The 24,488-nt window shown below is 38.4% G+C and carries 24 protein-coding genes and 1 pseudogene; 12 read left to right on the top strand and 13 right to left on the bottom strand.

What is annotated here, in order from left to right; translation table 11 throughout:
• Window positions 1-597 precede the first annotated feature (597 nt).
• Complete coding sequence (locus tag H1P_RS15580; RefSeq protein ID WP_144868775.1) at window positions 598-864, bottom strand: type II toxin-antitoxin system ParD family antitoxin; 267 nt, start codon at window positions 862-864, stop codon at window positions 598-600.
• 33 nt (window positions 865-897) lie between these two features.
• Window positions 898-1,125, bottom strand: a complete 228-nt coding sequence (locus tag H1P_RS15575; RefSeq protein ID WP_144868772.1) for an addiction module protein — start codon at window positions 1,123-1,125, stop codon at window positions 898-900.
• A gap of 132 nt (window positions 1,126-1,257) precedes the next feature.
• On the opposite strand from H1P_RS15575, the gene H1P_RS15570 reads away from it, so the two are divergent.
• Window positions 1,258-3,123: a sodium:solute symporter family transporter gene (locus tag H1P_RS15570; protein WP_144868769.1), complete on the top strand. Its 1,866-nt coding sequence runs from the start codon at window positions 1,258-1,260 to the stop codon at window positions 3,121-3,123.
• Here the strand turns inward: H1P_RS15570 and H1P_RS15565 are convergent.
• Window positions 3,088-3,675 carry a GNAT family N-acetyltransferase gene (locus H1P_RS15565; protein ID WP_144868766.1) on the bottom strand — a complete coding sequence of 196 codons (588 nt, stop codon included), beginning with the start codon at window positions 3,673-3,675 and terminating at the stop codon, window positions 3,088-3,090. The genes H1P_RS15570 and H1P_RS15565 overlap by 36 nt on opposite strands.
• 153 nt (window positions 3,676-3,828) lie before the next feature.
• Between H1P_RS15565 and H1P_RS15560 the strand changes: the two genes are divergently transcribed.
• The gene (locus H1P_RS15560; RefSeq protein WP_144868763.1) at window positions 3,829-4,731 is read left to right on the top strand and encodes a helix-turn-helix domain-containing protein; all 903 of its coding nucleotides are present in this window, start codon (window positions 3,829-3,831) and stop codon (window positions 4,729-4,731) included.
• Between the two features lie 223 nt (window positions 4,732-4,954).
• Here the strand turns inward: H1P_RS15560 and H1P_RS15555 are convergent, their stop codons facing one another.
• Both H1P_RS15555 and H1P_RS15550 read right to left on the bottom strand, forming a co-directional pair.
• Window positions 4,955-7,006, bottom strand: coding sequence for a S41 family peptidase (locus H1P_RS15555; RefSeq protein WP_144868760.1), 2,052 nt, complete (start codon window positions 7,004-7,006; stop codon window positions 4,955-4,957).
• A gap of 310 nt (window positions 7,007-7,316) precedes the next feature.
• Window positions 7,317-7,829: a nuclear transport factor 2 family protein gene (locus H1P_RS15550; protein ID WP_144868757.1), complete on the bottom strand. Its 513-nt coding sequence runs from the start codon at window positions 7,827-7,829 to the stop codon at window positions 7,317-7,319.
• A 52-nt stretch (window positions 7,830-7,881) separates the two neighbouring features.
• On the opposite strand from H1P_RS15550, the gene H1P_RS15545 reads away from it, so the two are divergent.
• Window positions 7,882-8,703, top strand: coding sequence for a polysaccharide lyase (locus H1P_RS15545; protein ID WP_144868754.1), 822 nt, complete (start codon window positions 7,882-7,884; stop codon window positions 8,701-8,703).
• 22 nt (window positions 8,704-8,725) lie between these two features.
• The gene (locus H1P_RS15540; RefSeq protein WP_144868751.1) at window positions 8,726-9,556 is read left to right on the top strand and encodes a beta/alpha barrel domain-containing protein; all 831 of its coding nucleotides are present in this window, start codon (window positions 8,726-8,728) and stop codon (window positions 9,554-9,556) included.
• Window positions 9,557-9,563: 7 nt separating this feature from the next.
• On the opposite strand, the gene H1P_RS15535 is transcribed toward H1P_RS15540, so the two are convergent.
• From H1P_RS15535 to H1P_RS36145, 3 genes are all read right to left on the bottom strand, one after another.
• Window positions 9,564-9,914, bottom strand: a complete 351-nt coding sequence (locus H1P_RS15535) for a hypothetical protein (RefSeq protein WP_144868748.1) — start codon at window positions 9,912-9,914, stop codon at window positions 9,564-9,566.
• 85 nt (window positions 9,915-9,999) lie between these two features.
• The gene (locus H1P_RS15530; RefSeq protein WP_144868783.1) at window positions 10,000-11,367 is read right to left on the bottom strand and encodes an IS701 family transposase; all 1,368 of its coding nucleotides are present in this window, start codon (window positions 11,365-11,367) and stop codon (window positions 10,000-10,002) included.
• Window positions 11,368-11,405: 38 nt separating this feature from the next.
• Window positions 11,406-11,552 (bottom strand): hypothetical protein, encoded by a 147-nt coding sequence (locus tag H1P_RS36145; protein ID WP_186375989.1) that lies wholly within the window; start codon window positions 11,550-11,552, stop codon window positions 11,406-11,408.
• 58 nt (window positions 11,553-11,610) lie between these two features.
• On the opposite strand from H1P_RS36145, the gene H1P_RS15525 reads away from it, so the two are divergent.
• Together H1P_RS15525 and H1P_RS15520 are read left to right on the top strand one after the other, a co-directional pair.
• The gene (locus tag H1P_RS15525; protein ID WP_144868746.1) at window positions 11,611-11,835 is read left to right on the top strand and encodes a hypothetical protein; all 225 of its coding nucleotides are present in this window, start codon (window positions 11,611-11,613) and stop codon (window positions 11,833-11,835) included.
• A gap of 48 nt (window positions 11,836-11,883) precedes the next feature.
• Entirely contained in the window at window positions 11,884-13,734 is a 1,851-nt protein-coding gene (locus tag H1P_RS15520; protein ID WP_144868742.1) for an ABC transporter ATP-binding protein, read from the top strand.
• A gap of 501 nt (window positions 13,735-14,235) precedes the next feature.
• On the opposite strand, the gene H1P_RS15515 is transcribed toward H1P_RS15520, so the two are convergent.
• The 4 genes from H1P_RS15515 to H1P_RS15500 form a co-directional block, all read right to left on the bottom strand.
• Window positions 14,236-14,670, bottom strand: coding sequence for a DoxX family protein (locus H1P_RS15515; protein WP_144868739.1), 435 nt, complete (start codon window positions 14,668-14,670; stop codon window positions 14,236-14,238).
• 175 nt (window positions 14,671-14,845) lie between these two features.
• Complete coding sequence (locus H1P_RS15510; protein ID WP_144868736.1) at window positions 14,846-16,081, bottom strand: NAD(P)/FAD-dependent oxidoreductase; 1,236 nt, start codon at window positions 16,079-16,081, stop codon at window positions 14,846-14,848.
• Between the two features lie 22 nt (window positions 16,082-16,103).
• Window positions 16,104-16,838 carry an anti-sigma factor gene (locus H1P_RS15505; protein WP_144868733.1) on the bottom strand — a complete coding sequence of 245 codons (735 nt, stop codon included), beginning with the start codon at window positions 16,836-16,838 and terminating at the stop codon, window positions 16,104-16,106.
• Window positions 16,839-16,844: 6 nt separating this feature from the next.
• Window positions 16,845-17,510: a sigma-70 family RNA polymerase sigma factor gene (locus tag H1P_RS15500; RefSeq protein ID WP_144868730.1), complete on the bottom strand. Its 666-nt coding sequence runs from the start codon at window positions 17,508-17,510 to the stop codon at window positions 16,845-16,847.
• A 270-nt stretch (window positions 17,511-17,780) separates the two neighbouring features.
• Here H1P_RS15500 and H1P_RS15495 point away from each other — a divergent pair, with 270 nt between their 5' ends.
• From H1P_RS15495 to H1P_RS15475, 6 genes and pseudogenes are all read left to right on the top strand, one after another.
• Window positions 17,781-18,356 (top strand): TetR/AcrR family transcriptional regulator, encoded by a 576-nt coding sequence (locus H1P_RS15495; protein WP_144868727.1) that lies wholly within the window; start codon window positions 17,781-17,783, stop codon window positions 18,354-18,356.
• 63 nt (window positions 18,357-18,419) lie between these two features.
• Window positions 18,420-19,202 (top strand): SDR family NAD(P)-dependent oxidoreductase, encoded by a 783-nt coding sequence (locus tag H1P_RS15490; protein WP_144868724.1) that lies wholly within the window; start codon window positions 18,420-18,422, stop codon window positions 19,200-19,202.
• Between the two features lie 12 nt (window positions 19,203-19,214).
• Window positions 19,215-19,448, top strand: a pseudogene (locus H1P_RS15485) (cupin domain-containing protein); the annotation flags it as partial.
• Window positions 19,449-19,539: 91 nt separating this feature from the next.
• Window positions 19,540-20,493: a class I SAM-dependent methyltransferase gene (locus H1P_RS15480; protein WP_186375988.1), complete on the top strand. Its 954-nt coding sequence runs from the start codon at window positions 19,540-19,542 to the stop codon at window positions 20,491-20,493.
• Window positions 20,494-20,854: 361 nt separating this feature from the next.
• Window positions 20,855-20,938 (top strand): DUF6887 family protein, encoded by an 84-nt coding sequence (locus tag H1P_RS39855; RefSeq protein ID WP_425461536.1) that lies wholly within the window; start codon window positions 20,855-20,857, stop codon window positions 20,936-20,938.
• A 575-nt stretch (window positions 20,939-21,513) separates the two neighbouring features.
• A complete protein-coding gene (locus tag H1P_RS15475) occupies window positions 21,514-22,251 on the top strand; it encodes a class I SAM-dependent methyltransferase (protein WP_144868721.1) in 738 nt (245 codons plus the stop codon).
• Window positions 22,252-22,376: 125 nt separating this feature from the next.
• Here the strand turns inward: H1P_RS15475 and H1P_RS15470 are convergent, their stop codons facing one another.
• Complete coding sequence (locus H1P_RS15470) at window positions 22,377-23,924, bottom strand: reverse transcriptase domain-containing protein (RefSeq protein WP_222427072.1); 1,548 nt, start codon at window positions 23,922-23,924, stop codon at window positions 22,377-22,379.
• Window positions 23,925-24,488: the final 564 nt, after the last annotated feature.

The following is a 24,488-nucleotide window of genomic DNA, read 5'->3' as shown; positions in this document are numbered from 1 at the left end:
ACAAGAAAGAGATTCTTTAACGATATACGAGCTTTATTAAACTATATATGGTTTCAAAGTTGGAATGATTTATTCATATTTATTTTAACAGAAGGAGATGAAAGAGAGGCAGTTAATACAAGTTAAAACAGGAAATAAAAAAATTAAGAATAACTCAAAAAAATCAGCATTTATCTCTAAAAAATCTCCTAATTTTTAGAAACTAGAATAATTAGGTTAGTTTTGGCTGCTTGGTTGTTTGAAATCTTTATGTAGTATGAAAACGCAAGAACTTAAATCAGAAATAAAAGAGCAAAATTCAATCTGAGAGCGAAAGAATTAGGTTTTTAGTCATCTCAAATTTGTCAAATACTGATAATCATTTTCATAATGAGAATTGCTGCCTCAAAAGCCATGTCCTTGACTTTGCGAGAGTTTAGAAAAAGTTGCGATATCAAGTTTTTTGGAATTGATTTAACGGACTTCATATTACTTAAATACGGCTAATTTTGCCTAACTGCATTCGTTAAAATCCCCAAAATTTGATTAATATCTTTAATATAGAAGTAAGGTGGGCAGTTTGATCGGGTGAGCGAAAATTCGTTGACTTACTTGTTATCATCTGCCCACCCTACAGAACTGTTGTAATTTCTGCTCTAGTTGACGAAAAACTATCTCCCCATCAATAACTTCCCCACGTTCGGAAGCTTCAACCCCTGCTGCAATTTCTCGCTTCAATTCCTCAAACCTACCTTGATAAATCTTTTCCCTTTCCTCAAGCAGTTTAATACCTGCAATAATCACTTCTTCAGTCGAAGCATACTTACCGCTTGCAACTTGACTTTGGATAAATTGCTCTAATTCAGGAGTCAAAGAAATACTCATTAATATTATTTACCATAATGTCTTTCTACATTTTCATTGATCAAAACCCAGTTTTTGCTTAACCTCTTCCCAGGTTGAACCTTGACTAGGGTTTTGGTGATATATTTCTAAACGTCTATCTAATTCTTGTTTTTGACCTTCGCTCAAAGGAAATTCATCTGTATTACTTTCAGCAACAATACTATCCCATAGATCCTCAGCTAGTTGTATTCGCTCGGATACACTTAATTGTGCGATATCAACCTTTAGTATGGGATGCATATTTATTTACTGAAATTGACTATCATTCATAATTTTAAATCATTTTTTCGCTCACCCGTTACGAGTCTTCAATGAACTACTCGTCCTAAGCTAACGCTTATAACAATCGATCTCCAATGAGTTTGAAAATATATGCAGCTTGCTACTATTGATTATCTAATTATCATTGTTTACTTAATTTCTACAGTAATCTTAGGAATTTTTCTCGAACGTAAAGCTAGAGAGGGCATTGATTCCTATTTTCTAGGAAACCGCAATCTCCCTTGGTGGGTTTTGGGTGCTTCGGGAATGGCATCGAATACCGATTTGGCGGGTACGATGATTATTACCGCTTTGATTTATGCCGTGGGTGCAAAAGGATTTTTTATCGAAATTCGCGGTGGAGTAGTTCTAATCATGGCGATTATGATGGTTTTTATGGGTAAATGGAATCGACGCGCTCAAGTAATGACGTTAGCTGAGTGGTGCATATTCCGTTTTGGGGAAGGAAGAGAAGGAAAAATAGCACGGATTATTAGTACTGTTGCCACTTTGATACTTGCTGTGGGGGAGATAAGTTATTTTACCGTTGCAGGAGGTAAGTTTTTAGGAGAATTTCTCGGCATTAATGGTGAACTTGCTTCGATTCCACTGATTGTTTTTGCTTTGACATACACTACAGTAAGTGGTTTTTACGGTGTTGTTTGGACTGATGTTTTTCAAGGCGTTTTGATTTTTGTCGCCATAATTTATATTTGTACTTTGGCGTTCTCGATCGCAACTATCCCCGAAACATTTTCAGTTTCTATTCCTGTTGGCGAAGGTTTTGAACTACAGCAGTGGAACTTTGCCGACTGGAGTAGTATTTCGCCATCATTAACTCTAGACTTACCAGGAGACTATGCAATCTTTAATTTATTCGGTGGCATAATTTTCTTTTACCTTCTCAAAGTTTTGCTGGAAGGGTTTGGTGGTGGTAAAGGCTATTTAGTTCAACGTTACTTTGCAGCTAAAAGCGATCAAGAAGCAGGCTTACTTTCCCTATTGTGGATTATTTTACTTTCATTTCGCTGGCCTGTGGTAACTGCTTTTGCGATGTTGGGTATCCATTACGGCGCAACTCAAGGTGTCATAGCTGACCCAGAATTGATTTTACCCACGGTAATTGCGGAATATGTGCCGATAGGGATTAAAGGATTGTTAATAGCTTGTTTTATCTCCGCAGCGATGTCTACTTTCGACTCTATTATCAACTCTAGTGCTGCTTACTGGGTAAAAGATATCTATCAAGCATATTTAAATCCTCAAGCTTCTCCTCAGCAACTCTTAATGCAGAGTCGTTTGGCATCTGTTGTCATTGTCATAGTAGGAGTGCTATTGAGTTACCAGATAAAAAATATCAACGAAATTTGGGGATGGCTTACCTTGGGATTAGGTGTGGGATTATCAATTCCATTAGTATTGAGATGGTATTGGTGGCGTTTTAATGGCTATGGATTTGCTGTTGGTACGATCGCGGGAATCTTAGCAGCCATACTAAGCAAAGTATTGATAATACCAAGTTTAGATCGACCCCAGTTTGGAGAATATGCTTTGTTTCTCATCCCTAGTATTTCCTCATTTATTGGCTGCATTATTGGCACATTTTTAACCGAACCAACCGATTTAAAAGTACTAGATAACTTCTACAAAGTTACCAGACCATTTGGTTTTTGGGGAATTGTGGGCAAAAAACTCCCCGATGATCTTCAGCAGACAATTCAAAATGAAAATCGTCGCGATCTGCTTTCTACATTTATTGCCATTCCCTGGCAGTTGGTTTTATTCATGATGGGAATTACTTTTATGATGAAGCGTTGGGATAGTTTCGGCACTCTTACAGTAATATTTATTCTGCTTTCAATCGTTTTGTATTTTACTTGGTTTAGATATTTAAATAGAGTGGACTCGTTGAACCAAGAACCTCAGTCACATCAAGAACTATCATCGATCGCGCACCATAGGAAAGATTGTCGGTGATTCACCAACTTGGACTTTGCCGATTACTTCAAACCCATGCTTTTCATAAAATCGAACACTTTTCAGACTAGAAGATTCGAGATAGGCTATTTTCTTATCGCGATCGCCTATAGCTAGTGTATGCTTCATTAATGCCGAACCATATCCCTTTTTTTGTTGATTTGGCTCTACACCAAAAATTGCCAAGTACCAATGAGGCTCATCAGGGTGGTAAGAAACCATCTTCTCAAACAAGGCGAAGACTTCTTCTTGCTGGTGCTGAGATATCGTTTGCTCAAAAAAAACACCTATTGCATTGTTGTCAGGCTTACTTTGAGGGGGCAACCAAAGAGCAGCACCTGAATAACCGTCGGTGTAGTAGGCAGTTTCGGCATCGAATGCCTTACCGCCAAAAGCTCTGACAAAGTTAGGAAAATTTTTAAGATATTGCTGTGGGGAAGGATACATCCAACGCAGTACGGGATCCGCACTAAAGGCAAGCAATATTGAATTAACTATTTGCTCTACATCGTATTCTTTTGCCTTCTGGATTATTATGGGCGAATTAACCATATTTTAAGAAATTTTTGTACTTGTTAAGTTGTGTCAATCAAATCGTTACAATTTACAGAATAAGTAACTCAAACTTGAATAGCTATTTAAATCTTGCACAATTTTATCAAAATCTTGCTGCGAGTTATCAATCAGGCTTAATTTAATTTATCTATGGGAAGCTCATCACAAAAATCACTTGTTGAAATCTTGAATATAAAAGATAGCCAAATCCAATCACCAATAGTTTCTAGCCAAGATCTAGGTTGGGAATCTATTGTTGTGGAAGAATTTAAGCAACCACCAGGGTCAGTGGAATCTGGAACACATAAAGAACATACGATTTGTTTGTGTTTAGGAACTCGACCGAATCGCATTTGGCAAACCTTAGGCGATCGCACTCACGTAGGACTATATACTAAAGGAGATCTTACGATTGCACCAGCTCAAGTTCATTGTTCTTATCGAACTTATAGTGAAGATGCTTATTTACAAATCACAACTTCCCCTCAGTTTTTAGAACAAATTGCCACCGAAGTCATTAATTGCGATCCTACTCGTCTAGAATTAGTTACAGAGTTTTGTGTCCGTAACGATAAAATAGAACAGTTGGCAATGATGTTGAGAGCCGAACTGCATCAAGGTAACAATGGAGTTGGAGCACTTTACATTGAATCTCTAGCCAATGCCTTGATTGTAAATTTATTACGAGATTATTCTGGAACTAAACCCAGGATCAAAACCTATGAAGGAGGATTGAGCGATCGCCAAATTTTGCAGGTAACAGATTATATTAACGATCATCTCACCCAATCTATCAAATTAGAGGACTTAGCAACATACCTCGAAATCAGCCGATTTCATTTCAGCAGACTATTTAAAAAATCTACAGGAATCTCTCCTCACCAGTATGTAATGCAGCAAAGAGTCGAACTCGCTAAAAGGTTGCTCAAAAAAGCAGATAAATCGCTCGCCGATGTAGCTTTAGACTGTGGTTTCAATAGTCAAAGTCATTTGGGTAAATATTTTCGTCAAATGACAGGAATGACACCCAGATTTTATCGTAACAATCAATAATTTAAAAAGACAAGCTCGCGATCGCTTGTAAAATTTTCTATTGTGAAAGATGGTAGTCCATTGTGTAGAAGTACTTCATATACCAAGAGAAAAATCAATGAGCCAATTATAAACAACCAACTGACTAGAAAAACGATCTCCAATGAGCTTTTCAAGGCTTGGACAACCTAGATAATAATTCTCCTGAAAAACTTACCCCCATCGCCTGGTTGAAAATTTTTGATTAAACACTAACAATCTCAATAGCTCGTTGCAAAAACTCATCACGTTTGTCGGCAATTCCTTTAACTGTTCGCTCTACTGGGACAGTAGGCAAAATACCTACACCGTGATGCCGAGAACCATCATGTTTGAGTACCTTCATTCCCGTCCACCAAATTAGATAACCGCCTGGAAGAATTAGCTCATTGACGTTACCATTTGTACCTGCTGTTGGTTGTCCGATAATTTCGGCAAGCTGGTAATGTTCGATGATGCCTAGATAAGTTTCTGCATAGCTAATAGCACTGCCATTAGTCAGAAAAACCACTTTAGCCTTAAGTTTGGGTTTTTTGGGTTCGATACTCCAGTTAGAAAAATCAAAATCAAGCTTTTGGCGGTCGGGATACTTTACCTGCGGAATGTGCCATCTTGCAGAGGTAACGGGTTCATCAATTAAATGTCCGATCGGATTTGTAGAAACTTTAGGGTAGCCACGCAGATCGATAATGATTCCTGTGGCAGATTCTAACAATGGTAATGCTTGCTGGAAGTCCAAATCGTTGATTCGCTCGAAATTTATATAGATGATTCCCGATCGCAGTTGCTGAATTTTTGGTGGACGAGGCTCTTTTCGATCCCAAACTCGTAATGTTCTCGATAATTCTACAGTGCGAGACTCTCCATATGGCGATCGCACTTGGAACAAAACGGTAGAACCTTTAGTCCCATTGTTTAACTCTTTAAGTGCATCTCTTATCCGATCTTGTTTTGGCTGACTCGGAAACCAATCAGGAAACTGTTGAGAAAGTGACTCTATTTGCTGGGCGATCGCTTTTTGTCCAAGCTGTCCGTCGATGGATAACACAATTTCGTCTGGCTTAATTGTTCCTGCTGCTTCTGTGATTACAGAGGTAATAATTAGTTGTTCATCTCGCCATTGCCAAAATAATGGCAGTGAAAAGCCAGATTCAGGAGCATAAAGAATGTGACGACGAGCAACAACTGTTTTTATTCCTCCTCCAATAGATCTTACTTCTAACTCTACAGAAGTAGCCTCTCCCCCTTCAAGCATCCTTCCCAAAGCTCGATCGCGCTTCCATTGGGGAGTAGCACTTGAGATCAATTGCTCGCGGTCGCTAATTACTTCTGCTGCTGGCACTCCATCGATTTTCAAAACCACATCCCCTGGATGTAAATCCATTTCACTGTCTGGCAGAACATAGGTAATTACTAGGCTGTCTTCAACCCAATCCCAGGTAAAAGGTAAAGTAAAGCGATCGCTGGTGTTTTGATTCAGCAAATAAACGTTGCCATGACCATCTTCTAGTTTGGCAACCAAGCGTTGCAGAGTCTTATTAAAAGCAGCAGTATCCTTATCGGTTGCAGCATATTTTAAAGCAGTTTGAAGTTCTTCTAACCAATCTACAGCTACTACATCAAAGTAAGGATAAAAATGTTGCCAAACGTTCCAAGCAAGAATGACTGCTGCTAAACGGGTAGCGCGCTCGTTTATAGAATAATCTATGGAATTGGCAGCTTTTGTTTTAGGAATATGAGGAAGTGTTTTACCATTCTTGGCAAACAATGCCAACGGAATTAGGCAAGAAACTCCACTTCCTAAATCGGCTTTAAACGGCTGATAGCTTGAAATTACTTCATCAGTAATTTGATTTTGCTCCCCATTCCAATAAACTCGTTTACTATGATAAATACTATAATCTTCTTCTCCGTCTCCTTTTACACCATAATGCTCCCAGGCAACTAATTGCAATGAGGCTTTGTTTGCTGGCTGCTGCAATGTTTGAGATACAGTTGACGATTCTTTAGTCGCAAAAATACGAACTGTAGGCGCAATGGGGGTAAAAATTGCCTTGAGTTTCTGAATTAATATCACTGGTTCTTTAGCTGTTTCTACAGAGCGAATACCCGTAATTGCTAGTTGTTCCCAATTTGCTTCTGCTGCTCGATCGCTGGGATGAAAATAGCGTATATAACCTAATAAACGAGCAAATACTAGCAGATTATCAACTCCTTGGCGACTTAAAGCATAAGCATCTTGCATTTTACTGTTCACAATTGTTTCTCCTGATATAGAACTTGCTCTTACTACTATCTTGAATTACCTAGTTATCTTGAAGATGACTTTTGATTATAATTTTGGGTAGTCAATACGGCGAGCAGTTTTCAATCAATGTTTAAATGTAATCGAAATAATAGAAGAATTCCCATAGTTAAAATAATTACTGGTTGCTAATAACATCCTAAAAGCGATCGTCATAGTACCAGATTCGCTTCATCAACGCCTAGTTTTTACCTTGGGTAGAAAGTTTTGATAATCGCTTTTTGCGGTGAGTGAACGATTACGATTAAAAAGACAATTATGATTATTGTAGCCCTCTGTGTACTCGACGATTGCCACTCATCATTACTACAGTTTGCTTAATTGCGGTGACTCGCCACTTTCCATCAACTCGAATTAACTGATGCTCATAATTTCCTGCTGTATCCAGTCGCTCTTGCCTTGATTCATCAGTAGGATCGAATCTATAAATACGATAAGCCGATCTACACTGGGCATAATCTTTGACGGGCGACACAAGCCCCCGAATTCGATTCGGGGGATGCGCCCTTACAATTGCCACCTCATGATTAGTACTAATATGCAGAGTCTTTAACCCAGTTAGCCCCTCTGCCCGCTTTTGAATATATGATTCTGCCGTAATTTGCTGTGGTAATTCCCCTCTAAATTCCGAATAATCAACATGAATCTCGTCTGCTAAATATTTTCGCAGGTTCTGCCAGTTTTTATTATCCATTGCATTAGCAATCGCTACAATGACATCAATGATTTTGCTGCGTTCAATTACCCACTCAATATTTGATAGTTTAGATGTCATGGATCGATTTAGATTTGAATAAAAGAAGGTAGTACTATTTTATCTATTACTTATGATAATCCTATTCTCGATATTACAGATCGCCTTATTCATTAGTGCAAACCAACTAAGCTCTAACGCCATTTACCAAAGCTTTGAAGTTCATTCCGATGGCACGGTTTACGATCGCACTGCCCAAGAAAAGGATTGGAATGTGCAGTGGTCAGAAGACGATAAAATGTCCAATTTCGCTGCAATTACCAACGAAGAAGCTTATTCTGGCAATAATTCTCTCCGCATTACCCATAGCCCTGACAAAGCGTCAGGAGGTAGTGCTGCGTGGGAATTACCTGAAGAAGATGAGTACTACTTATCGTATAAAGTTAAATTTGAAGAAGATTATGACTTCAATGGTGATGTCCATAGCGGTGGTAAATTACCTGGTCTTTCCAGTTCAGACGGCTGGTTGAGTGGGGGTCAAACCAGTAATGGCTCAAATGGATTTACCATCAGATATATGTGGGATGAAGACGGCAGAGCCAAGCTATATGTCTATCATATGGATCGACCCGAACAATGGGGAGAGAGCTTTTATTTCGAGGACGAATCTGGTCAACCTGTCTATTTTGAAGCAGGAAAATGGCATGAACTTACTCAGCGCGTAGAGATTAATGAGGGCGATCGGAAAAATGGCTCGATAGAGGTTTGGATGGACGGCGAACAGGTACTCAACATTGACGGTTTGCAGTTTGTAAACAATGGAAGTGGTATTGATTCACTCTACTTTAGTAATTTCCATGGTGGAAGTGATAGTGGCTGGTATCCCGACAAAGAATCCTACACCTATTATGATGATTTTGTTATTTCCACTGACCCAGCAGATGTGGGGCTATAGGTAATGAGGTTTTATTAAGTAGATGAGTAATAATCGACAAAAAGTTCTGATTTTTGATACCACTATGAGAGACGGTGAACTTATGCCAAATATTACCATGAATCTCTCGCAAAAAATAGCTATAGCTAAACTTTTAGAAGGGAGTAAAGTTGATATTATCGAAGTAGGTTATCCAGGGGTTAACTCAAAAGATTTTGCAGAATTGAAGGCAATTTCGCCACTTATTAAACAATCAGTTATCTGTGGATTAGCTGGTTCAAATAAGCCAGAAATTGAAACTTTAGGAGAAGCAATTAAAAATGCTATGAGAGGAAGAATTAATATTTATACTAATGTTAATACTAAGTATCAATCAAAGCTAAATTATCAAGATATTTTAGAACAAATTAATCAAAGTATTACCTTAGCCAAGAATTATTGTGATGATATACAATGGTCGGCTTTTGATGCGGTTAGAAGCGATCGCTATTTTCTTTATCGAGCTATAGAAACAGCAATTACTAGTGGTGCGAAAACTATTTGTATTCCTGATACTTTTGGTACTTTAGACCCTAACGAGTTTTCAGATTTGATTACACAAATTGTTAATAATGTCATCAATAGCGATCGCGCTATCTTTTCAGTTCATTGTCATGAAGATCGAGGTTTAGCTGTAGAGAATTCCTTAGCTGGCGTAGTAGCTGGTGTAAGGCAAATTGAATGTTCTCTTAATGGATTGGGTGCAAGAAAAGGTAATGCTGATATTACAAAAATTGTCCAAGAAATTGCTAATTATCAAGAATATCAAACAAGTATTGATGTTAATTTAATTGCTCAAACATCTCTAGCAATTGATAATCTTTTAGGTAAGTGAATTAATTTTAACTCCAGCTAATACCTACTAAGCGATCTAAACAGATAAGAAATAGTCTTGCATTGGGAAGCTTGGCATAAGAAAAAGAATAATTACCTTTACCAAACCAGCCAGCATCTTTATGGTTAAAGCGAAAAACACCTCGTCCCAAAGAAATATTTTTCATATCTGATACTGCTACACGCTGAGTAGAATGATCTTTCAGCAGAAACTCAAGAAAACCCATACCAACACGAACCGACCTCGGATTTCCCACTAAAGGAAATTCTACATAGCCTAGTTTTTTTAACTGATTACTCAAGTTTTTCAAGCAATAGCTACTCCAAGCTGCTTCTGCTGAGTCAGCAAAATGCCACAAATCTCGATCTTGCGGATTTCCTTTCTCACTGTAGTATATCCCTCTTCTGTCACTTTCCGAGATTTAGGAGTAGTAAAAACCAAATTTATCCATCAGGAAAAGAAAAATAAAATTGATTCATGATAGCCAGAAGCCGATGAAAACCAACTAATAAAGAGCGATTGGGAAAAAAATCTAACCAGGGAATAATCATCCAGAAGATAATTGTTGGTTGAATAACTAAACGTAGGTTATTCAAAGTAGTTTTCCATCCTTCTTGATTTGACCATTGTTGATGAAGATTGAAATTAGGAATAAATTTTTGGTCTTGAATTTTGGAAGTAGATAAAGTCTGAGATTGATTTAGCTCACAAAAAACCTTAGAAGAACAACTAACCATCCAGTACGCCGAAAAAATTATTTCCCACCACCTATTAATCTCTTTGAAATTAGTAAACCGATAATCAGTCCAGCCTAATTCTTGTTTGCATTGTCGAAATCCATCCTTTACCCACGTTCTTAATCCATATAGATTGCCTAAAATTTTCTTCATTTTGTTTCGAGAGGACTGAATATTGGTCATCACAAATGATGTTGAATTTTCGGGCATAGTTTCAGTATCGGTAGTTATTTCCCAATAAGTTCTATAATTTCTCTTGCCATAAATTATTTCTCTGATGTATCTGATTTCTGACTTTTGGTCGCTAAAAGTTCTCTTGAATTTACACCACTTGTTAGCTCTAACTCTCTGTTGGGGAGACAGCCAGACACCATGATTACTTCTAATTGCTATATGCGAAGCGGTATCCTTTAGGAAAACCCAAGGTAGATTGTGTTGGTCTAATGTTCTAATAAATGAACTAGCTTCTCCATACAAACTATCAGCTAATACTAAATCAATATTAAATCCAAATTCTATTAGCTCGGTAACAATAGATGATGCTAACTCAATCTTCGTTTTGTAAGTGTCTGACTCTTTTAATGTTCCTTTAGGTTTAAAGACTTTAAACATTAGAGGAAAAGTAATATTTTTATAAACTCCATAGGCGTTTACCGTGACGATGCCGTTATCTATTTTGCCAACGCTGCCTAAATACTGCCTTGCTACATAATCTGTTTTCTTTCCTTTCTTTCGATCTCCTGTTTCATCAATTATCAATGTGATTGGTTGGTCTTTCAATGCCTTATGAGTTAAGTTGAGTCTTCTGGTTCTCAATTCTTCTTCTGACCAAGGTGAATTGGCTAAAAAATGATGTAATGATTGGGGTGAAGATACTCCCACCACTTTGGCTATTTCAGGTAATGATTTTCTTTTAATTGGTGAAACAATTCCTTGATGTAAATATTTGAAACATTCGTAACTTCTTACATCAGAAAACAAGTCATTATAAGCAGAGCAATATTGATCGATAATGGAAACTGTTGGTCGAGCATCTCGCTTCAAATGTTTGAGAATTTGTAATTCTACATCCATTACCCTCTCTACCTCACAACCCACAAGAACTTTTTTCATTATAGTTTAATTCTCGGAAAGTGACAGAAGAGGGTTATTGTGCCAATTTCAGGAGATGGTGAAGCAAAAAAATCCATTTCTGATGTAATGGGATTTCCTGAATGTCTAGTAACTCCTTGTTTTGGTTGCCATTTAGAACCCTGCATTTTTTTAAATCTTTCTAACTTTTAATTTAACTTGAAATAGGAAATAAACAATTAAAATATGCAAAATTGCTTGATATCAATCGCTGCAAAAAAACTATTAACTAGCGTTGGTGAATCGGGGTATGAAAGGACAAATATAGGGATTTTTTTCTCTGAGGTTCAAAAACTCCAACAGCAAAGAACAAGGAGCAAAGAGCAACAAACCGTACTATTATTTTCCCATACAGTAGCAGATGGAACTTTTAAAAATTTCCTAGATATTACAGATATTTCTATATCTTAAGTTTTTCTGGAGTTTTGTTAAAGTATTGAGGTGGTTACCATTTTAAATATGAGTGAATCTGTTCTAGATGTCCGTAATCTGCAAGTACAATTTACTACAGAGAATCAGCCTATAATTGCGGTTGATGATTTAACTTTGACTCTCAAGAAGGGGGAAAAGCTAGGAATTGTCGGCGAGTCTGGCTCTGGTAAGTCAGTGACATCTTTAGGTATTATGGGTTTAATTCCCACTCCTGGCAAGGTGACAGAGGGGGAAATATGGTTAAATCCCGAAACAGATAGCCCACCAGTTAATTTAATTAAGGTTAATTCTGAAACCAGACGCAAGTATCGTGGTGGAGAAATTGCCATGATCTTTCAAGAGCCAATGAGTGCTTTAAATCCTTTGTTTACCATTGGCTTTCAAATTATCGAAGCGATTTTGCAGCATCAAAATATCAGCCAAACAGAAGCGGAGAGAAAAGCGATCGCTCTTTTACAAGAAGTGCGTTTATTACCGAGCGATCGAGAGCTTAGGGAAGCTTACACAGATAAAACAAGGGAAAATAGCGACAAAGTAATTACGCGCTATGTAAATGGGCAAAAACAAGAGATTTTAAAACGCTATCCTCATCAGCTTTCAGGAGGACAGCTACAGCGCGTTACTATTGCCATGGCAATTTCTTGTAATCCCAGGGTGTTAATTGCGGATGAGCCGACTACTGCTTTAGATGTTACCGTACAGGCGACTATTCTCGATCTATTAAGAGATTTATGCTCTCAACGGGGGATGTCGCTAATTTTTATTACCCATGATTTAGGCGTGATTGCAGAGTTAGTAGATACTGTGGTGGTAATGTATCGAGGTGAAGTGGTAGAAACAGGAGAGATCGAAGAGGTTTTTATAAATCCCCAACATCCTTACACTAAGGGTTTATTGGCTTGTCGTCCTCGCATAGATCGTAAGTTACAAATTCTTCCCACTGTCAGCGATTTTATGACAGTTACCATCGCAGATGATGGTAAACCAATTATTCAAGAGAAAGATGCTGATTTAGCCAGCATGGAAGAGGATATCGTTACAGAAGAACAACAAGAAACAAGATTGTCCCAATTACTAGATAATGAACCTTTATTATCAGTTAAAAATTTGCAGGTAGGCTTCCCCATCAAAGGTGTATTTGCGCGTACTCAAGACTATTTTATGGCAGTCAAAGACATTTCTTTCAATGTCTATCCAGGAGAAACTTTGGGTTTAGTCGGAGAATCTGGTTGCGGAAAATCTACCCTTGCAAGAGCTATATTACGCCTCATTCCTAGCTTGGGGGGAGACATTATCTTTGAAGGAAAAAACTTGGCTCAGATTGCTATAGGCGATCGCAAAATGCGTTCTGTAAGAAGAGAAATCCAAATTATTTTTCAAAATCCCTATAACTCTCTTAATCCTCGCATGACTATTGGAAAAGCGATCGCTGAACCGATGAAAGTTCATAATACAGATAATGGTAAAGAGCGTAAAAATCGAGTTGCTTACCTTTTAGAAAGAGTTGGTTTAAATCCCCAGATGCAAAATCGCTATCCTCACGAATTTTCTGGAGGACAAAGACAAAGGGTTTGTATCGCCCGCGCATTAGCTTTGAATCCCCGATTTATTATCTGTGATGAATCGGTTTCTGCTCTAGATGTTTCCGTTCAAGCACAAGTATTAAATCTCTTAAAAGAATTACAAGAAGAATTTGGTTTAACCTATATCTTTATTTCTCATGATTTGAGCGTTGTTAAATTTATGAGCGATCGGATTCTGGTCATGAATCAGGGAAACATTGAAGAAATAGACACCGCAGAAGAAATTTATCGCAGTCCGAAAACTGAATATACTCGCCAGTTAATTGCTGCTATTCCTAAAGGGGAGTTTGATTAGTTGATGGTTAGTGGTTAATCAATACTGTTCGGATAAGCCTTTTTTGCTTATTCCCTCTTTTATGATTATGGGACAATAAACCCAGAAGAATAGAGTAAACTAGCAAAAAATAAAGTCCTTCAAATGGTTATTAATTATTACTTTATTAATTCTTTGTCTATCTAGCTAGAGAAGAAAAAGAGGAATAATTACGCCCCAATTCCCGCTCTTCCCCACTTCCCTAATTTTTAGCTTTAATTAGCTAAAAGCTTTAAGCTCCAGGGGCGTATCCCCAAGAGACAGCCCCTCCTCTAAGCCAGGTTCAACACTCGCGCGACGGCGAAGCCGAGTCCTTTAGGGCTTTTCCTTTGCCCCCAAATGCGATGGGGATAAACACGAAGATGTGACGGGTGTAAACGGATTACAAATTCCGCTTCTTTTGCACCGCAGGTTCGCTTGTCAACTCCTTCGTCTCAAGCGATTCAAGCTTATAGCCTACAGCTAATGGCAAGCGAGCTAATTTTAATTTACTTCTGAGGATTGGTATTCCCTCTGAGTTTCTTTGGCTAATGTTCCTTTAGGATTAAAAGCCAGTAAAGCTAAATGTCCTACTATCATTAATAAATCGCGTTCTAAACCTGCAACTTGAGAAGTATCGGCAAGAAATTTTGGTAACTGTACTGTAGCAATTGCTCCAGCCATAATAAATATTAATACTAAATTACTAATTCGCCAGAAACGACCAAATAAAAGTGAAACACTAAGTATTACTTCAGTAATACCAGTTATAGGACCAAGAAAACCAGGTAATCCAAACCCGACAAATTTTTCTGCTGCTGCTGACCAAAAAATTGCTTTTGGTAATCCGTGATAAAGGAAAACAGCGACTAAAGTAATCCGTAAAATTAATAAAGCATAAGTTTGAAATTTGCTGTTAGACAGAGTATTAGTTTTCATTGGTAAATCTCCTTTTTTTCAGTGAATAGTTAGTTAACAGTTAGTTATTGAGAAGTGCGACCCTGCGTCCCGTCAACACTCGCGCGTCGCTGACCAAGACAGGATGAGGGATAAAAAGTAGTGGCGAAAGGCCGTTCGCCCCTACCAAGTAACTTGTGGTTTCTATTGGGAATTACTATAAAATTAAACGGGAAGGACGATCGCCGATTAAATAATTATGTAACCAAGTCAAAAAAATTATCAGGCGATTACGCCAGTCGGGAACATAGACTACATGAACAGCTAGCCAAAACAACCAAGGTAAAAAGCCTTTGAGCGGTAAACCAGCAATTTGTCCAATTCCTGAATAACAGCCAATAATTGCTAATCTTCCTTTATTGAAGTATTTAAAAGGTTTAACTCTTTTACCCTGAATCTGTCTTCTAATGGTACTAGCGACATAAACGCCTTGTTGTAAAGCCTCTGGTGCAACCCCAGACAAAGACTTCTGATGAGAAGGTATGCGTGCCAAATCACCAATGGCAAAAACTTGGGGATGGTCTATTAATTGTAAAGTTGGTAGAACATTGATTTGTCTTTGTTGTTTTTTTTCGGGGAAAGGAAAACATCGAGGAATTGCGCCCTCAACTCCTACCGCCCAAATGACAGTAGATGTAGCAATCTTAGTCGCATCATCAAGTTCTAAACCTTCAGGGGAAACAGCAACCACTTTTGACCCTAGCATTACTTTTACTCCCAAACGACGCAGCTTTTTAGCGGTATAGTCTCCTAGCGGTTGAGGAAATTCTCGAAAAAGGCGATCGCCAGATTGTAATAGCAATACCCTAACTTCTTGGGGATTTAATTGGGGATAATCTCGTCGCAGAGAATTAGTAATCAATTCGATTAAAGAGCCAGCTAATTCTACTCCTGTAGCACCACCTCCTACTATGGCAATAGTTAATAATTGCGATCGCTCAATCTGATTATTCGTTACCGCAGCTTGTTCAAAACAGCTTAAGAGATGGTTGCGAAGCCTAATCGCTTGATTGAGAGTTTTCAGAGGAAAAGTGTATTTCTCTGCCCCACTAACATTCAAAAATTGACTGCGACTACCAGTAGCTAAAACCAAAAAATCATAGCTCAGGGTATTAATATCAGTTTTAATTTCTTGAGCCACAAAGTCTATTTGTGTGACTTCTGCTCGCAAAAACTTAGTATTAGCAGCTCTGCGAAGTAATGTCCGAATTGGTACGGCAACTTGTTCGGGAGCTAATTGAGCCGTAGCCACTTGATAGAGTAGAGGGATAAAAGTGTTATAGTTATTGCGATCTATTAAAACTACTTCCACCTCTTTATTCGCAAGCGACCGCGCTGTTTGTAAACCGCCAAAACCAGCCCCCACAATAACCACGCGAGGATATTTTTTCATACTGTTTTTAAGTTTGATAATGTTAAATCGCTGGGTAAGAGCCAGTCAAAATCTCACTTCCTAGAGGCTCTGTTGTATCTGCTCTAGGTTCAATAGTGATTAAAACAGAACTGGCATTCATCAGAGCTTCATCAGAAGATATTTCTATATGAACAGTACCCTCAGCGTTAGGGATAAAATTAGCACAGCCAATTTTTTGCTTTTGAGATACTGCCCATAAGCGATATACTTGATTACCTGGTAATGGTTCGAGATTTTGTAAAACCAAAACAGCTTTCTTTTTTTCGGGAGAGATAAATAAACTTCCTGATGCAGTGACAACATCATTTAGTCCTTGGAAAGTTACCAAGCGATTATTGGGTTGACGCAGTAAAGCAATTAATTCTTGTTGCGATTGTAGTTGAGTTTTTCCCGTAGCTATTTGTTGACGTAGATTGTAATTATTAAAACCTAACCACAAAGTACTCAATACAGTCACAGTACTAATAATCCGACTCCAGCGATTGGGTTGAGAGCTACGAGATTGGGCTTGAGCTTTAGTTAAAATCTGGCTGCGTAAATCAGTTTTGGGAATCTCTTCGGATAAACCATAAGGCATTAGGGTAAAAGTTGCCTTTAGTTGGGCAATCTGCTCTTTCAGGGCAGGATTAATTGCTAACTGCTTATTAAGCCAGATAAGCTCAGCCTCATCCAAGTCTCCTAAAACATATCCCGCTAAAATTTCTTCCAAATTATGCGGTTGAGAATTATTACTCATCTCTGACTAGATTAAATGGGAATGATGTAAATTTTTTTTGAGTTGTAAAAGTCCTCGACGACTATGAGATTTCACCGTTCCTAAAGGAATATTTAAACGTTTGGCGATTTCTGATTGACTCAGTCCTTCAAAATAGCACAGTTCTAAAACTTGTCGTTGTGGTCGAGATAAATGCTTTAAAGCATTTTGTACTTTAGCCGATCTTTCTCTGAAAGAAATTACTTCCATCGGAGTATGAGATTTTTGTTCTTCCACAGAGTCTTTTGATTTTCCGATATCTTGCCAAAAACGTCCTTGAGAACGCTTCAAGCGCAGACGGTCAATAGCACGCGATCGCGCTACCATCATTAGATAGGTATAAAAAGAACCCCGTTGCGAATTAAATTTTGGCTTTACTTGTAAATTGAGAAAAATCTCTTGAGTTAGATCCTCTGCCTCTTGAATATTATTTAACATTCGATAAATCAAACGATAAACTAACAATCCATAGCGATCGTATATTGTTCCTAAAGCAGAGACATCTCCTTTGGTAAATGCAGCAAAAATTTCTTCATCAGTCTGGCAACTTAGATCGGCATTATTTATTTTCCATGAATCTAATGGTTTTCTAGTCACGCTCTTGCTAGCTAAATCAAAAATAGGTATTTGGGATAAAAAATTTGTAACTAACATTCGTTTTCGATCCAATCCTCTTATTGGATATTTAAGGGTTTACTGCTCATGAACAATTAAAATAAATAACCACTATATCTGTATACGCAGAAGAACTTAATTTGGATGCAAATTATTTCATTGATTTCGGCACTCAAACCTTCGGGAGTCATCGCTCATGTTAATTTATGGAGATTTCATTTTTACCTTACTCTCTTTACGCTCGTTTCGGTAAAATTGCCAAGTTGTGTTGTGGTTGACATTTTACCTACCAGTAAGTAGAATAAATTCATGAAACAAAACACTGCTCAACAAATTTTAGATACCGCTCAATCAATGGTGCGAAACCGAGGTTATAGTGCCTTTAGTTACGCAGACATTGCGAAACAAATAGGTATTCGTAAAGCGAGCATTCATTACCACTTTCCCTCAAAAGATGATTTGGTAAAAGAATTAGTTAAACGATACCGAGAAATTTTGTCACGTAAGTGTTTTCAGATTGAGCAACAAGAAATTACACCCCAAGAGCAATTGAGAGAATTTGTGAATCTATACCGAGATGGTTTACAGGAAAATCAAATTTGCTTGTGTGGAATGTTGACAGCAGATTTTGTAGTTTTAAATTCAGAAATTCAAGCCGAACTGCAAACCTTTTTTGCTGCAACCGAATCTTGGTTAGCCAAACTTTTGCAACGTGGCATTGAAGCAAAAGCATGGCAATGTGTCCAATCTGTCGAATTTGAAGCAAAAACCATAATTGCCATGCTACAGGGATCTCAACTACTCGCTCGCGCAGCAGACAATAGTGTTGAAGCTTTTGATCTGATTACAGAGGGATTTCTGAAAGAGAAACTGGGAAACAAGTAATTTTTTTTACTCTAATAACTACCTTCTAGTAGATAGAATTATTTTAAATTTATGGAGATTATCATGACTCAAGCATTTACAGAACAAAAAATCATCGTTGTTGGTGGCACAAGCGGAATCGGCAAAGCTATTGCTCAAGCTATTCTGCTCGCTGGAGGTACGGCTGTGATAATCGGCTCTCGTCAACCTAAACTTAGTGATGCAGTTAACGAACTCAGTAAGTTCGGGAGTGTAGTTGGCGAATTAGCTAATATCTCAGATATACAGCAAAGAAATGCCTTAATTAATCGCATTAATACAAATCATAGTGATGCTACTCTATTGGTTAATGCAGCAGGGGTTTTTCTGCCCAAATCTTTTATCGACTACGAAGAAAGTGATTATGACTTGTATCTAGATATTAATAAAGGAACTTTCTTGATTACTCAGGCGATTGTCAAAAATATGATTAACAATGGCAAACCTGGAGCAATAGTTAATATTGGTTCGATGTGGGCAAAACAAGCTGTAGAGGCAACTCCTTCGTCAGCTTACTCGATGGCTAAAGCTGGCTTGCATTCTTTGACTCAGCATTTAGCAATGGAATTAGCACAACATAACATTAGAGTAAATGCAGTATCTCCTGCGGTGGTGGAAACTCCAATTTACCAAGGTTTTATCCCCAAAGAAGAAGTACATTCTGCTCTACAAGGATTCAACGGTTTCCATCCCATTGGTCGAGTCGGAACTCCAGAGGATGTTGCCGAAGCGGTTGCTTACCTTCTTTCTGATAAAGCCAATTGGGTTACTGGAGCTATCTGGGATGTAGATGGTGGTGTGATGGCTGGACGCAATCAATATAACTAAAGCTGAATCTAACTGCATACTTATAGCACAGAAAATGTTGCCCTCGTTAAATGGCAGCCTGGAACTGTTTTTCAACGCCATAGTCATTGGGGTGGAGAAGAAATTTATGTGATTCAAGGAGTTTTTGAGGATGAATATGGAACTTATCCTCAAGGAACTTGGATTCGTAATCCTCATGGGAGTATTCACACTCCTTTTAGTAAAGAAGGCTGTCTAATCTACGTCAAAACAGGACATTTTAATTAACAACAAGTCGCTTAATACTTTATTTACAAACAGTCTCTCATGATATTGTTTAATAGATTCTAGTTGGTGAAACAAAATAGCAAAAAACACTGTGACTGCAAATACTGATAAACTCAAGCCAGACTGGGCTGGGAATGATTTATTATCTCGGTTTGTCAATCTGTTGATTCAAATCAAACCTGTATATAGCTTAATGAAATACCAAGCAAGACAGGTACTTATTAAAACCGCAGAAAAAAATGGTATCCCCTGGCGCAAAAACCGCCAAGAGTTAGCCCAATCAGGAGTACAAGAATTATATAATGCGATCGCAAATCTTGATGTAGAATATCCTGATTACTATTGTGTACCCTTTCATGCTTATGATGAAGGGAACTTATGTTGGCAAGCTGCTTTTGAAGCAGGATCGGCCACTCAATCTATGGGGTTGCGAGTTTGGAAAAATGAACCTGGTTTAACTTGGGAAGCTGCTCAAAATAGATTACGCAGTAGTTTTCATCAAGTATTAGAGTCTTATACCCCTACCCCAATTACAGATATTTTAGATCTAGGTTGTTCTGTTGGTATCTCGACCACAACGCTTCATGATTACTACAGTGCGAAACAAGTTACACCAGTCAATACTGTGGGGTTAGATTTATCTCCCTATATGTTGGCAGTGGCTACTACAAGAGATACAAAAAACACTATCAAATGGATTCACAGCAACGCCGAAAAAACCAATTTTGCTGATAATTCTTTTGATTTAGTAACTTTGCAGTACGTAATTCATGAATTACCCCGTTATGCGAGTCAAGCTATTTTTCGGGAAATCAAGCGCATCTTACGCCCCAATGGAGTCATTGCCATTGTTGACAATAACCCTAGTTCGACCGTAATTCAAAATCTACCTCCTGTATTGTTTACTCTCATGAAGAGTACCGAACCCTGGAGCGATGATTACTATACTTTTAATGTAGAAAAAGCTTTACAAGAAATTGGTTTTAATTATCAAACTACTGTAGCTAGCGATCCTCGTCATCGTACAATTATTGCTACTAAGTAAAGTTTTTAGCGTTTATAGTCTAGAGCGAATCTGAAACTAAAAACTCTTCATCGGAAAAGCCTAAAATTTCTCCTTAAAAGCAGAGAGATCGGTTACGCAACCCAGGAGTCATCGGCGATCGCAATTTAGACTGGAGAAATCGTCACCAATCGTTTTGGTGACGGCAAATTAGGCAGAAAACGGACATTTCGCAGGTAGGCTAGCAAACCTGTTTAAACTGTTTCATCAATTAGCCATATTTTTAAATTATCAAAATTCACTCCAAAGCTAGTCTCTAAAGCTACCTCAATTGCTTTTAGAGTTTCAAAAGGTAAGCCATCTCTAAAATTTTCTTTCTCAATCAGATACCAAATTTTTTATCATGAGTAAAACAAATTATGAGGCGATGACTCGAAAAGAGTTGAAAAACCATTTAAAAGTCGATCGCAATAATGCAGAAGCTTGAGAAGTTTTTTTTGAAAAACTAAACCAAGAAACAAGCGATAAGCCCGGATATCCTTTTTGTGAGACTTTAGAAGAATTCGAGAATTTTCTGGAAAATAATCCTGAAATCAAAGCAAAATCTGAAGGAAGCTAAAAATAGATGACCAAAAGCTCTAAGCTATAGGCTACAAGCTATAGGCTTAGAGTCTATAGCTAGTTGACGGGAGGAAATGCTCTCGGTCAGAAGCTGTCTTACAACAGTCCTCTGGGTCGGGAAACCCTCCTGCAAGGCTGTTGCGCTATTCCACTCCCGTGTTGACAAAAAAATAGATGGCAGCAACCATCTACAGCGAAAAAATCTATTTATCAATTATGTCACAGAAAAAAGCGATTGCCCTAAAAAAACAACAGCGTGAACAAAACAACTTTTACGGCTATAACTATTACACAATCTAAATCCGATTATCAAAAGAGCGAGTAATTTTAGTGTAAGTTTAAGTATGATAAGTAAAGTTATTACTTGTTCAATAATCAATATTTATTGGATTTAGATACGAAAAATTCCTTACATATAGCAAAGATCGGGAAGCAAACACTTTGGCAAAGCGCAAATCAGATTCAGAACAACACAATTTAGCTTCTTCTCCTCTACCAAAAGATTTTAAACCCCACTGGCGTACTGCTCTGGAAAATACAACTCAAAGATTTGAACGCGAATATCGTCAAGAAAATTTCTCTCTTCCTTCAGAAGTCCAAGCTCTTTCTCTTTTTGACCAATGGCAAGGGGGTACTCTCCAAAACCTAATTGTTTCTCCCTTTTGGGAAGTAAAAACTCCCAAAAAAAAGCAAGCTTGGTTAGATATTGGTTGCGGTTTGAGTTTTTTAATCTATCCTTGGTACGAATGGAATGCTTTTTTTTACGGACAGGAAGTTAGTACTACCGCAAGGGACATCCTCATGAGTCGTGCGCCACAACTTAATTCCAAATTGTTTCGTGGGGTGAAACTAGGTTCTCCTCATCTCTTAGCTTACGAAGATAACTTATTTGATGGGGCGATCGCTACTGGCTGGAGTTGTTACTATCCTCTCGATTACTGGGAACGGGTTCTGGCTGAAGTCAAACGAGTTCTGAAACCAGGAGGATACTTGATCTTTGATGTTCTCGATCCTGAAGCTCCTCTGGCTGAAGATTGGGCGATTTTGGAAACTTATCTCGGCGCAGAAGTGTTTTTAACGTCTTTGAGTGACTGGCGCAGTTGCGTGCGTCAGGCTGAGGGGAAAATTACCAAAAGTTCTCCTGGTGAGTTATTTCACTGTTGGCTAGTCCGTTTTTAATTGTTGCTGCTGGTGGGTTATCGTTTGGTAATGGGTCTAGGTAGAGTCGAGGGAGAGTATTACCTCTCGCCCCTCTCTGTGAAATCTGGACGTACCCGTTTCCGTGTATCCAGCTTCCGAAAATCTTAGTCTTTACGACTGTTGCTCATGTGTATATAGTGGTGACAACTTCTGTGGATTGCCAAGAGATTCTTGTATTCCCAGTTATTGTGATTGCAATCAATATGATGCAATTCTACTTTTTCTCCTTGGAGGAGTTTTAACCCACAATATCCGCACGAATGATTTTGTTTTCTAAGTGTTGTTGCTAACATCCCGTCGTAAAGTATGCTGTTTCTCTTTGACCAATAAACTAAATCACCGTCGAAGGGAGATTTATTCCCTTTGACACTAACGAATTTGTTCTCTGAAAAACTGACTTTAGGAAAGGCTGTTCTCACCATTTTTACTGCCTGGTGTCGTCCGATGGTTTTCTGTTTTAGGAACACTTTGCGGGTTCTATCTTCTAAACCGAATAGGTTAAACCTTGAGCCGTCCATCTTGCAGTATTTATGATAATATCTCCATCCTCTGATGATGGGTGCTAGCTTATGCACCTTTGTTTCCGCACCGTAATTAGAGTTATTAACGATTTTTTTAACTTTAGAGCGAAAAGCTTTGAAGTTTTCCGTTGAAGGGGTACTCCTAAATTTTTCGTTGTTCTTCTGGACGTAAAAACGCCATCCGAGGAAGTTAAATCCATCTATTGAGGCTGTTACTTTTGTCTTCTTTTGGCTTACATTCATTCCTCTGGCAGCGAGAAATTCTTCAACTTTGGCGAGTAATTCATCAGCCCTATCTTCTGGTTTTAGTATAAAAACCATATCATCCGCGTATCTTATACATTTGGAGATTATCTTTCCATTCTTAATTTTGAATTCCCCTATCTTTTCAATACCATTTAGCGCGATGTTGGCTAATAATGGCGAACAAACCCCACCTTGGGGCGTTCCTTGTTCAGGGAACTCTGGGCTGACACCTGATTTTAGGCATCTTGTCAAACCCGTTTTAACAAAGTTGGGAGAGATTACTTTGTCTAAGATTGCCTTGTGGCTGATGCGGTCGAAGCATTTTTCGATGTCTATTTCTAGGACTCGTTTATTTATTCCGTTGACTGAGCTTCTTAGATTGTTAAACAGGACTTTTTGAGCATCGTGTGTGCTTCGTCCTGGTCGAAATCCATAGCTTTTAGCGTGGAATTCTGCTTCATGTGCTGGTTCTAGGGCATATTTGACAAGGCATTGCCATGCTCTATCCGCGATGGTAGGAACTTTTAGTAGTCTGATTGAGCCATCCTTTTTAGGGATGGGAATTTCTCTTAGACCTTGATGTTTCCAAGTTTTGTACTCTTGCTTTAGCGTGGTTTCTAAATTGAAACGTTGCTTAAAAGTTAGAGATTTGACTCCATCAATTCCTGCGGTTTTCTTGCCAGTGTTTAACTGGCTTACTTGCCTAATTGCTAGCATCCTTGCTGCGTAGGAAGAAAGAACGAGTTTTTGAAGTCTTCTAGCTTTTGCCTTGTCTCCTTCTCTAACTGCTTTAAATATTCTCTTTTGTAGTCGGAATAGTATCTTCTGGAGTTTCTTCCAGTCGATAAATTCCCAATCATCGCTATAACTTACGCTATGCGTCATAATTCCTGTTCTACTCGATTGAACATTTTCTGATTTCCTTTTGGCAATTACGCCTCATCCTACCCTTAGCCAGGGTTTCCGATACTCGTCTATCCTACTGAGGTTTACAACTCCCCAGACCTGGTGCTACGTTTTTATTCGTTCCAATGGTCAGATTGACTGATGTTTTAGGGCGGTTCATTTTGCCTGTTACCTTCTCGGAGATGCAGCTATTAGGTCTAGGATGCTGCGAGAATAAGCGGTAACGAAGTCCACATTTGTTATTCAGATTGTGGCTTAAGGCTGAGACACTTTTATAGAACCTGTTTACCCGTGACATCTCCCCATTAACGCCAGTGTGCCTATCTGTTTTAGCTCTGATTGCGTCCTGTTGCACGCTTTACCCTGTAGGATTCCGAGCCTACTCAGTAGTGCCAGGTAAGGAGTCACCTATCTCTTAGATGGTGGGACTTTAACCCACATCTGTCCATTAGTTCAGGCTACATACGGTTTTCTCCCCGTCATCACCTGGAAGCCTCTACTTCTCTAGTCTCTAGAGCTTCGCAGCTTCAACGAATCGCACAA

The organism is Hyella patelloides LEGE 07179, assembly GCF_900659865.1.
GTDB classification, from domain to species: Bacteria; Cyanobacteriota; Cyanobacteriia; order Cyanobacteriales; family Xenococcaceae; genus Hyella; species Hyella patelloides.
The sequence above is the reverse complement of the archived record's forward strand: the minus strand, read 5'-3'. Positions and strand labels throughout refer to the sequence as shown.

Bases quoted from the DNA above. Each gene is read 5' to 3' on its own strand.
- H1P_RS15470 (WP_222427072.1), bottom strand. From the start codon at position 23,924: ATGACGCATAGCGTAAGTTATAGCGATGATTGGGAATTTATCGACTGG.
- H1P_RS36145 (WP_186375989.1), bottom strand. From the start codon at position 11,552: ATGCAGGGTTCTAAATGGCAACCAAAACAAGGAGTTACTAGACATTCA.
- H1P_RS15570 (WP_144868769.1), top strand. From the start codon at position 1,258: ATGCAGCTTGCTACTATTGATTATCTAATTATCATTGTTTACTTAATT.
- H1P_RS15575 (WP_144868772.1), bottom strand. From the start codon at position 1,125: ATGCATCCCATACTAAAGGTTGATATCGCACAATTAAGTGTATCCGAG.
- H1P_RS15530 (WP_144868783.1), bottom strand. From the start codon at position 11,367: ATGGATGTAGAATTACAAATTCTCAAACATTTGAAGCGAGATGCTCGA.
- H1P_RS15560 (WP_144868763.1), top strand. From the start codon at position 3,829: ATGGGAAGCTCATCACAAAAATCACTTGTTGAAATCTTGAATATAAAA.
- H1P_RS15565 (WP_144868766.1), bottom strand. From the start codon at position 3,675: ATGGTTAATTCGCCCATAATAATCCAGAAGGCAAAAGAATACGATGTA.
- H1P_RS39855 (WP_425461536.1), top strand. From the start codon at position 20,855: ATGAGTAAAACAAATTATGAGGCGATGACTCGAAAAGAGTTGAAAAAC.
- H1P_RS15515 (WP_144868739.1), bottom strand. From the start codon at position 14,670: ATGAAAACTAATACTCTGTCTAACAGCAAATTTCAAACTTATGCTTTA.
- H1P_RS15545 (WP_144868754.1), top strand. From the start codon at position 7,882: ATGATAATCCTATTCTCGATATTACAGATCGCCTTATTCATTAGTGCA.
- H1P_RS15510 (WP_144868736.1), bottom strand. From the start codon at position 16,081: ATGAAAAAATATCCTCGCGTGGTTATTGTGGGGGCTGGTTTTGGCGGT.
- H1P_RS15520 (WP_144868742.1), top strand. From the start codon at position 11,884: ATGAGTGAATCTGTTCTAGATGTCCGTAATCTGCAAGTACAATTTACT.
- H1P_RS15525 (WP_144868746.1), top strand. From the start codon at position 11,611: ATGCAAAATTGCTTGATATCAATCGCTGCAAAAAAACTATTAACTAGC.
- H1P_RS15500 (WP_144868730.1), bottom strand. From the start codon at position 17,510: ATGTTAGTTACAAATTTTTTATCCCAAATACCTATTTTTGATTTAGCT.
- H1P_RS15505 (WP_144868733.1), bottom strand. From the start codon at position 16,838: ATGAGTAATAATTCTCAACCGCATAATTTGGAAGAAATTTTAGCGGGA.
- H1P_RS15580 (WP_144868775.1), bottom strand. From the start codon at position 864: ATGAGTATTTCTTTGACTCCTGAATTAGAGCAATTTATCCAAAGTCAA.
- H1P_RS15540 (WP_144868751.1), top strand. From the start codon at position 8,726: ATGAGTAATAATCGACAAAAAGTTCTGATTTTTGATACCACTATGAGA.
- H1P_RS15550 (WP_144868757.1), bottom strand. From the start codon at position 7,829: ATGACATCTAAACTATCAAATATTGAGTGGGTAATTGAACGCAGCAAA.
- H1P_RS15495 (WP_144868727.1), top strand. From the start codon at position 17,781: ATGAAACAAAACACTGCTCAACAAATTTTAGATACCGCTCAATCAATG.
- H1P_RS15490 (WP_144868724.1), top strand. From the start codon at position 18,420: ATGACTCAAGCATTTACAGAACAAAAAATCATCGTTGTTGGTGGCACA.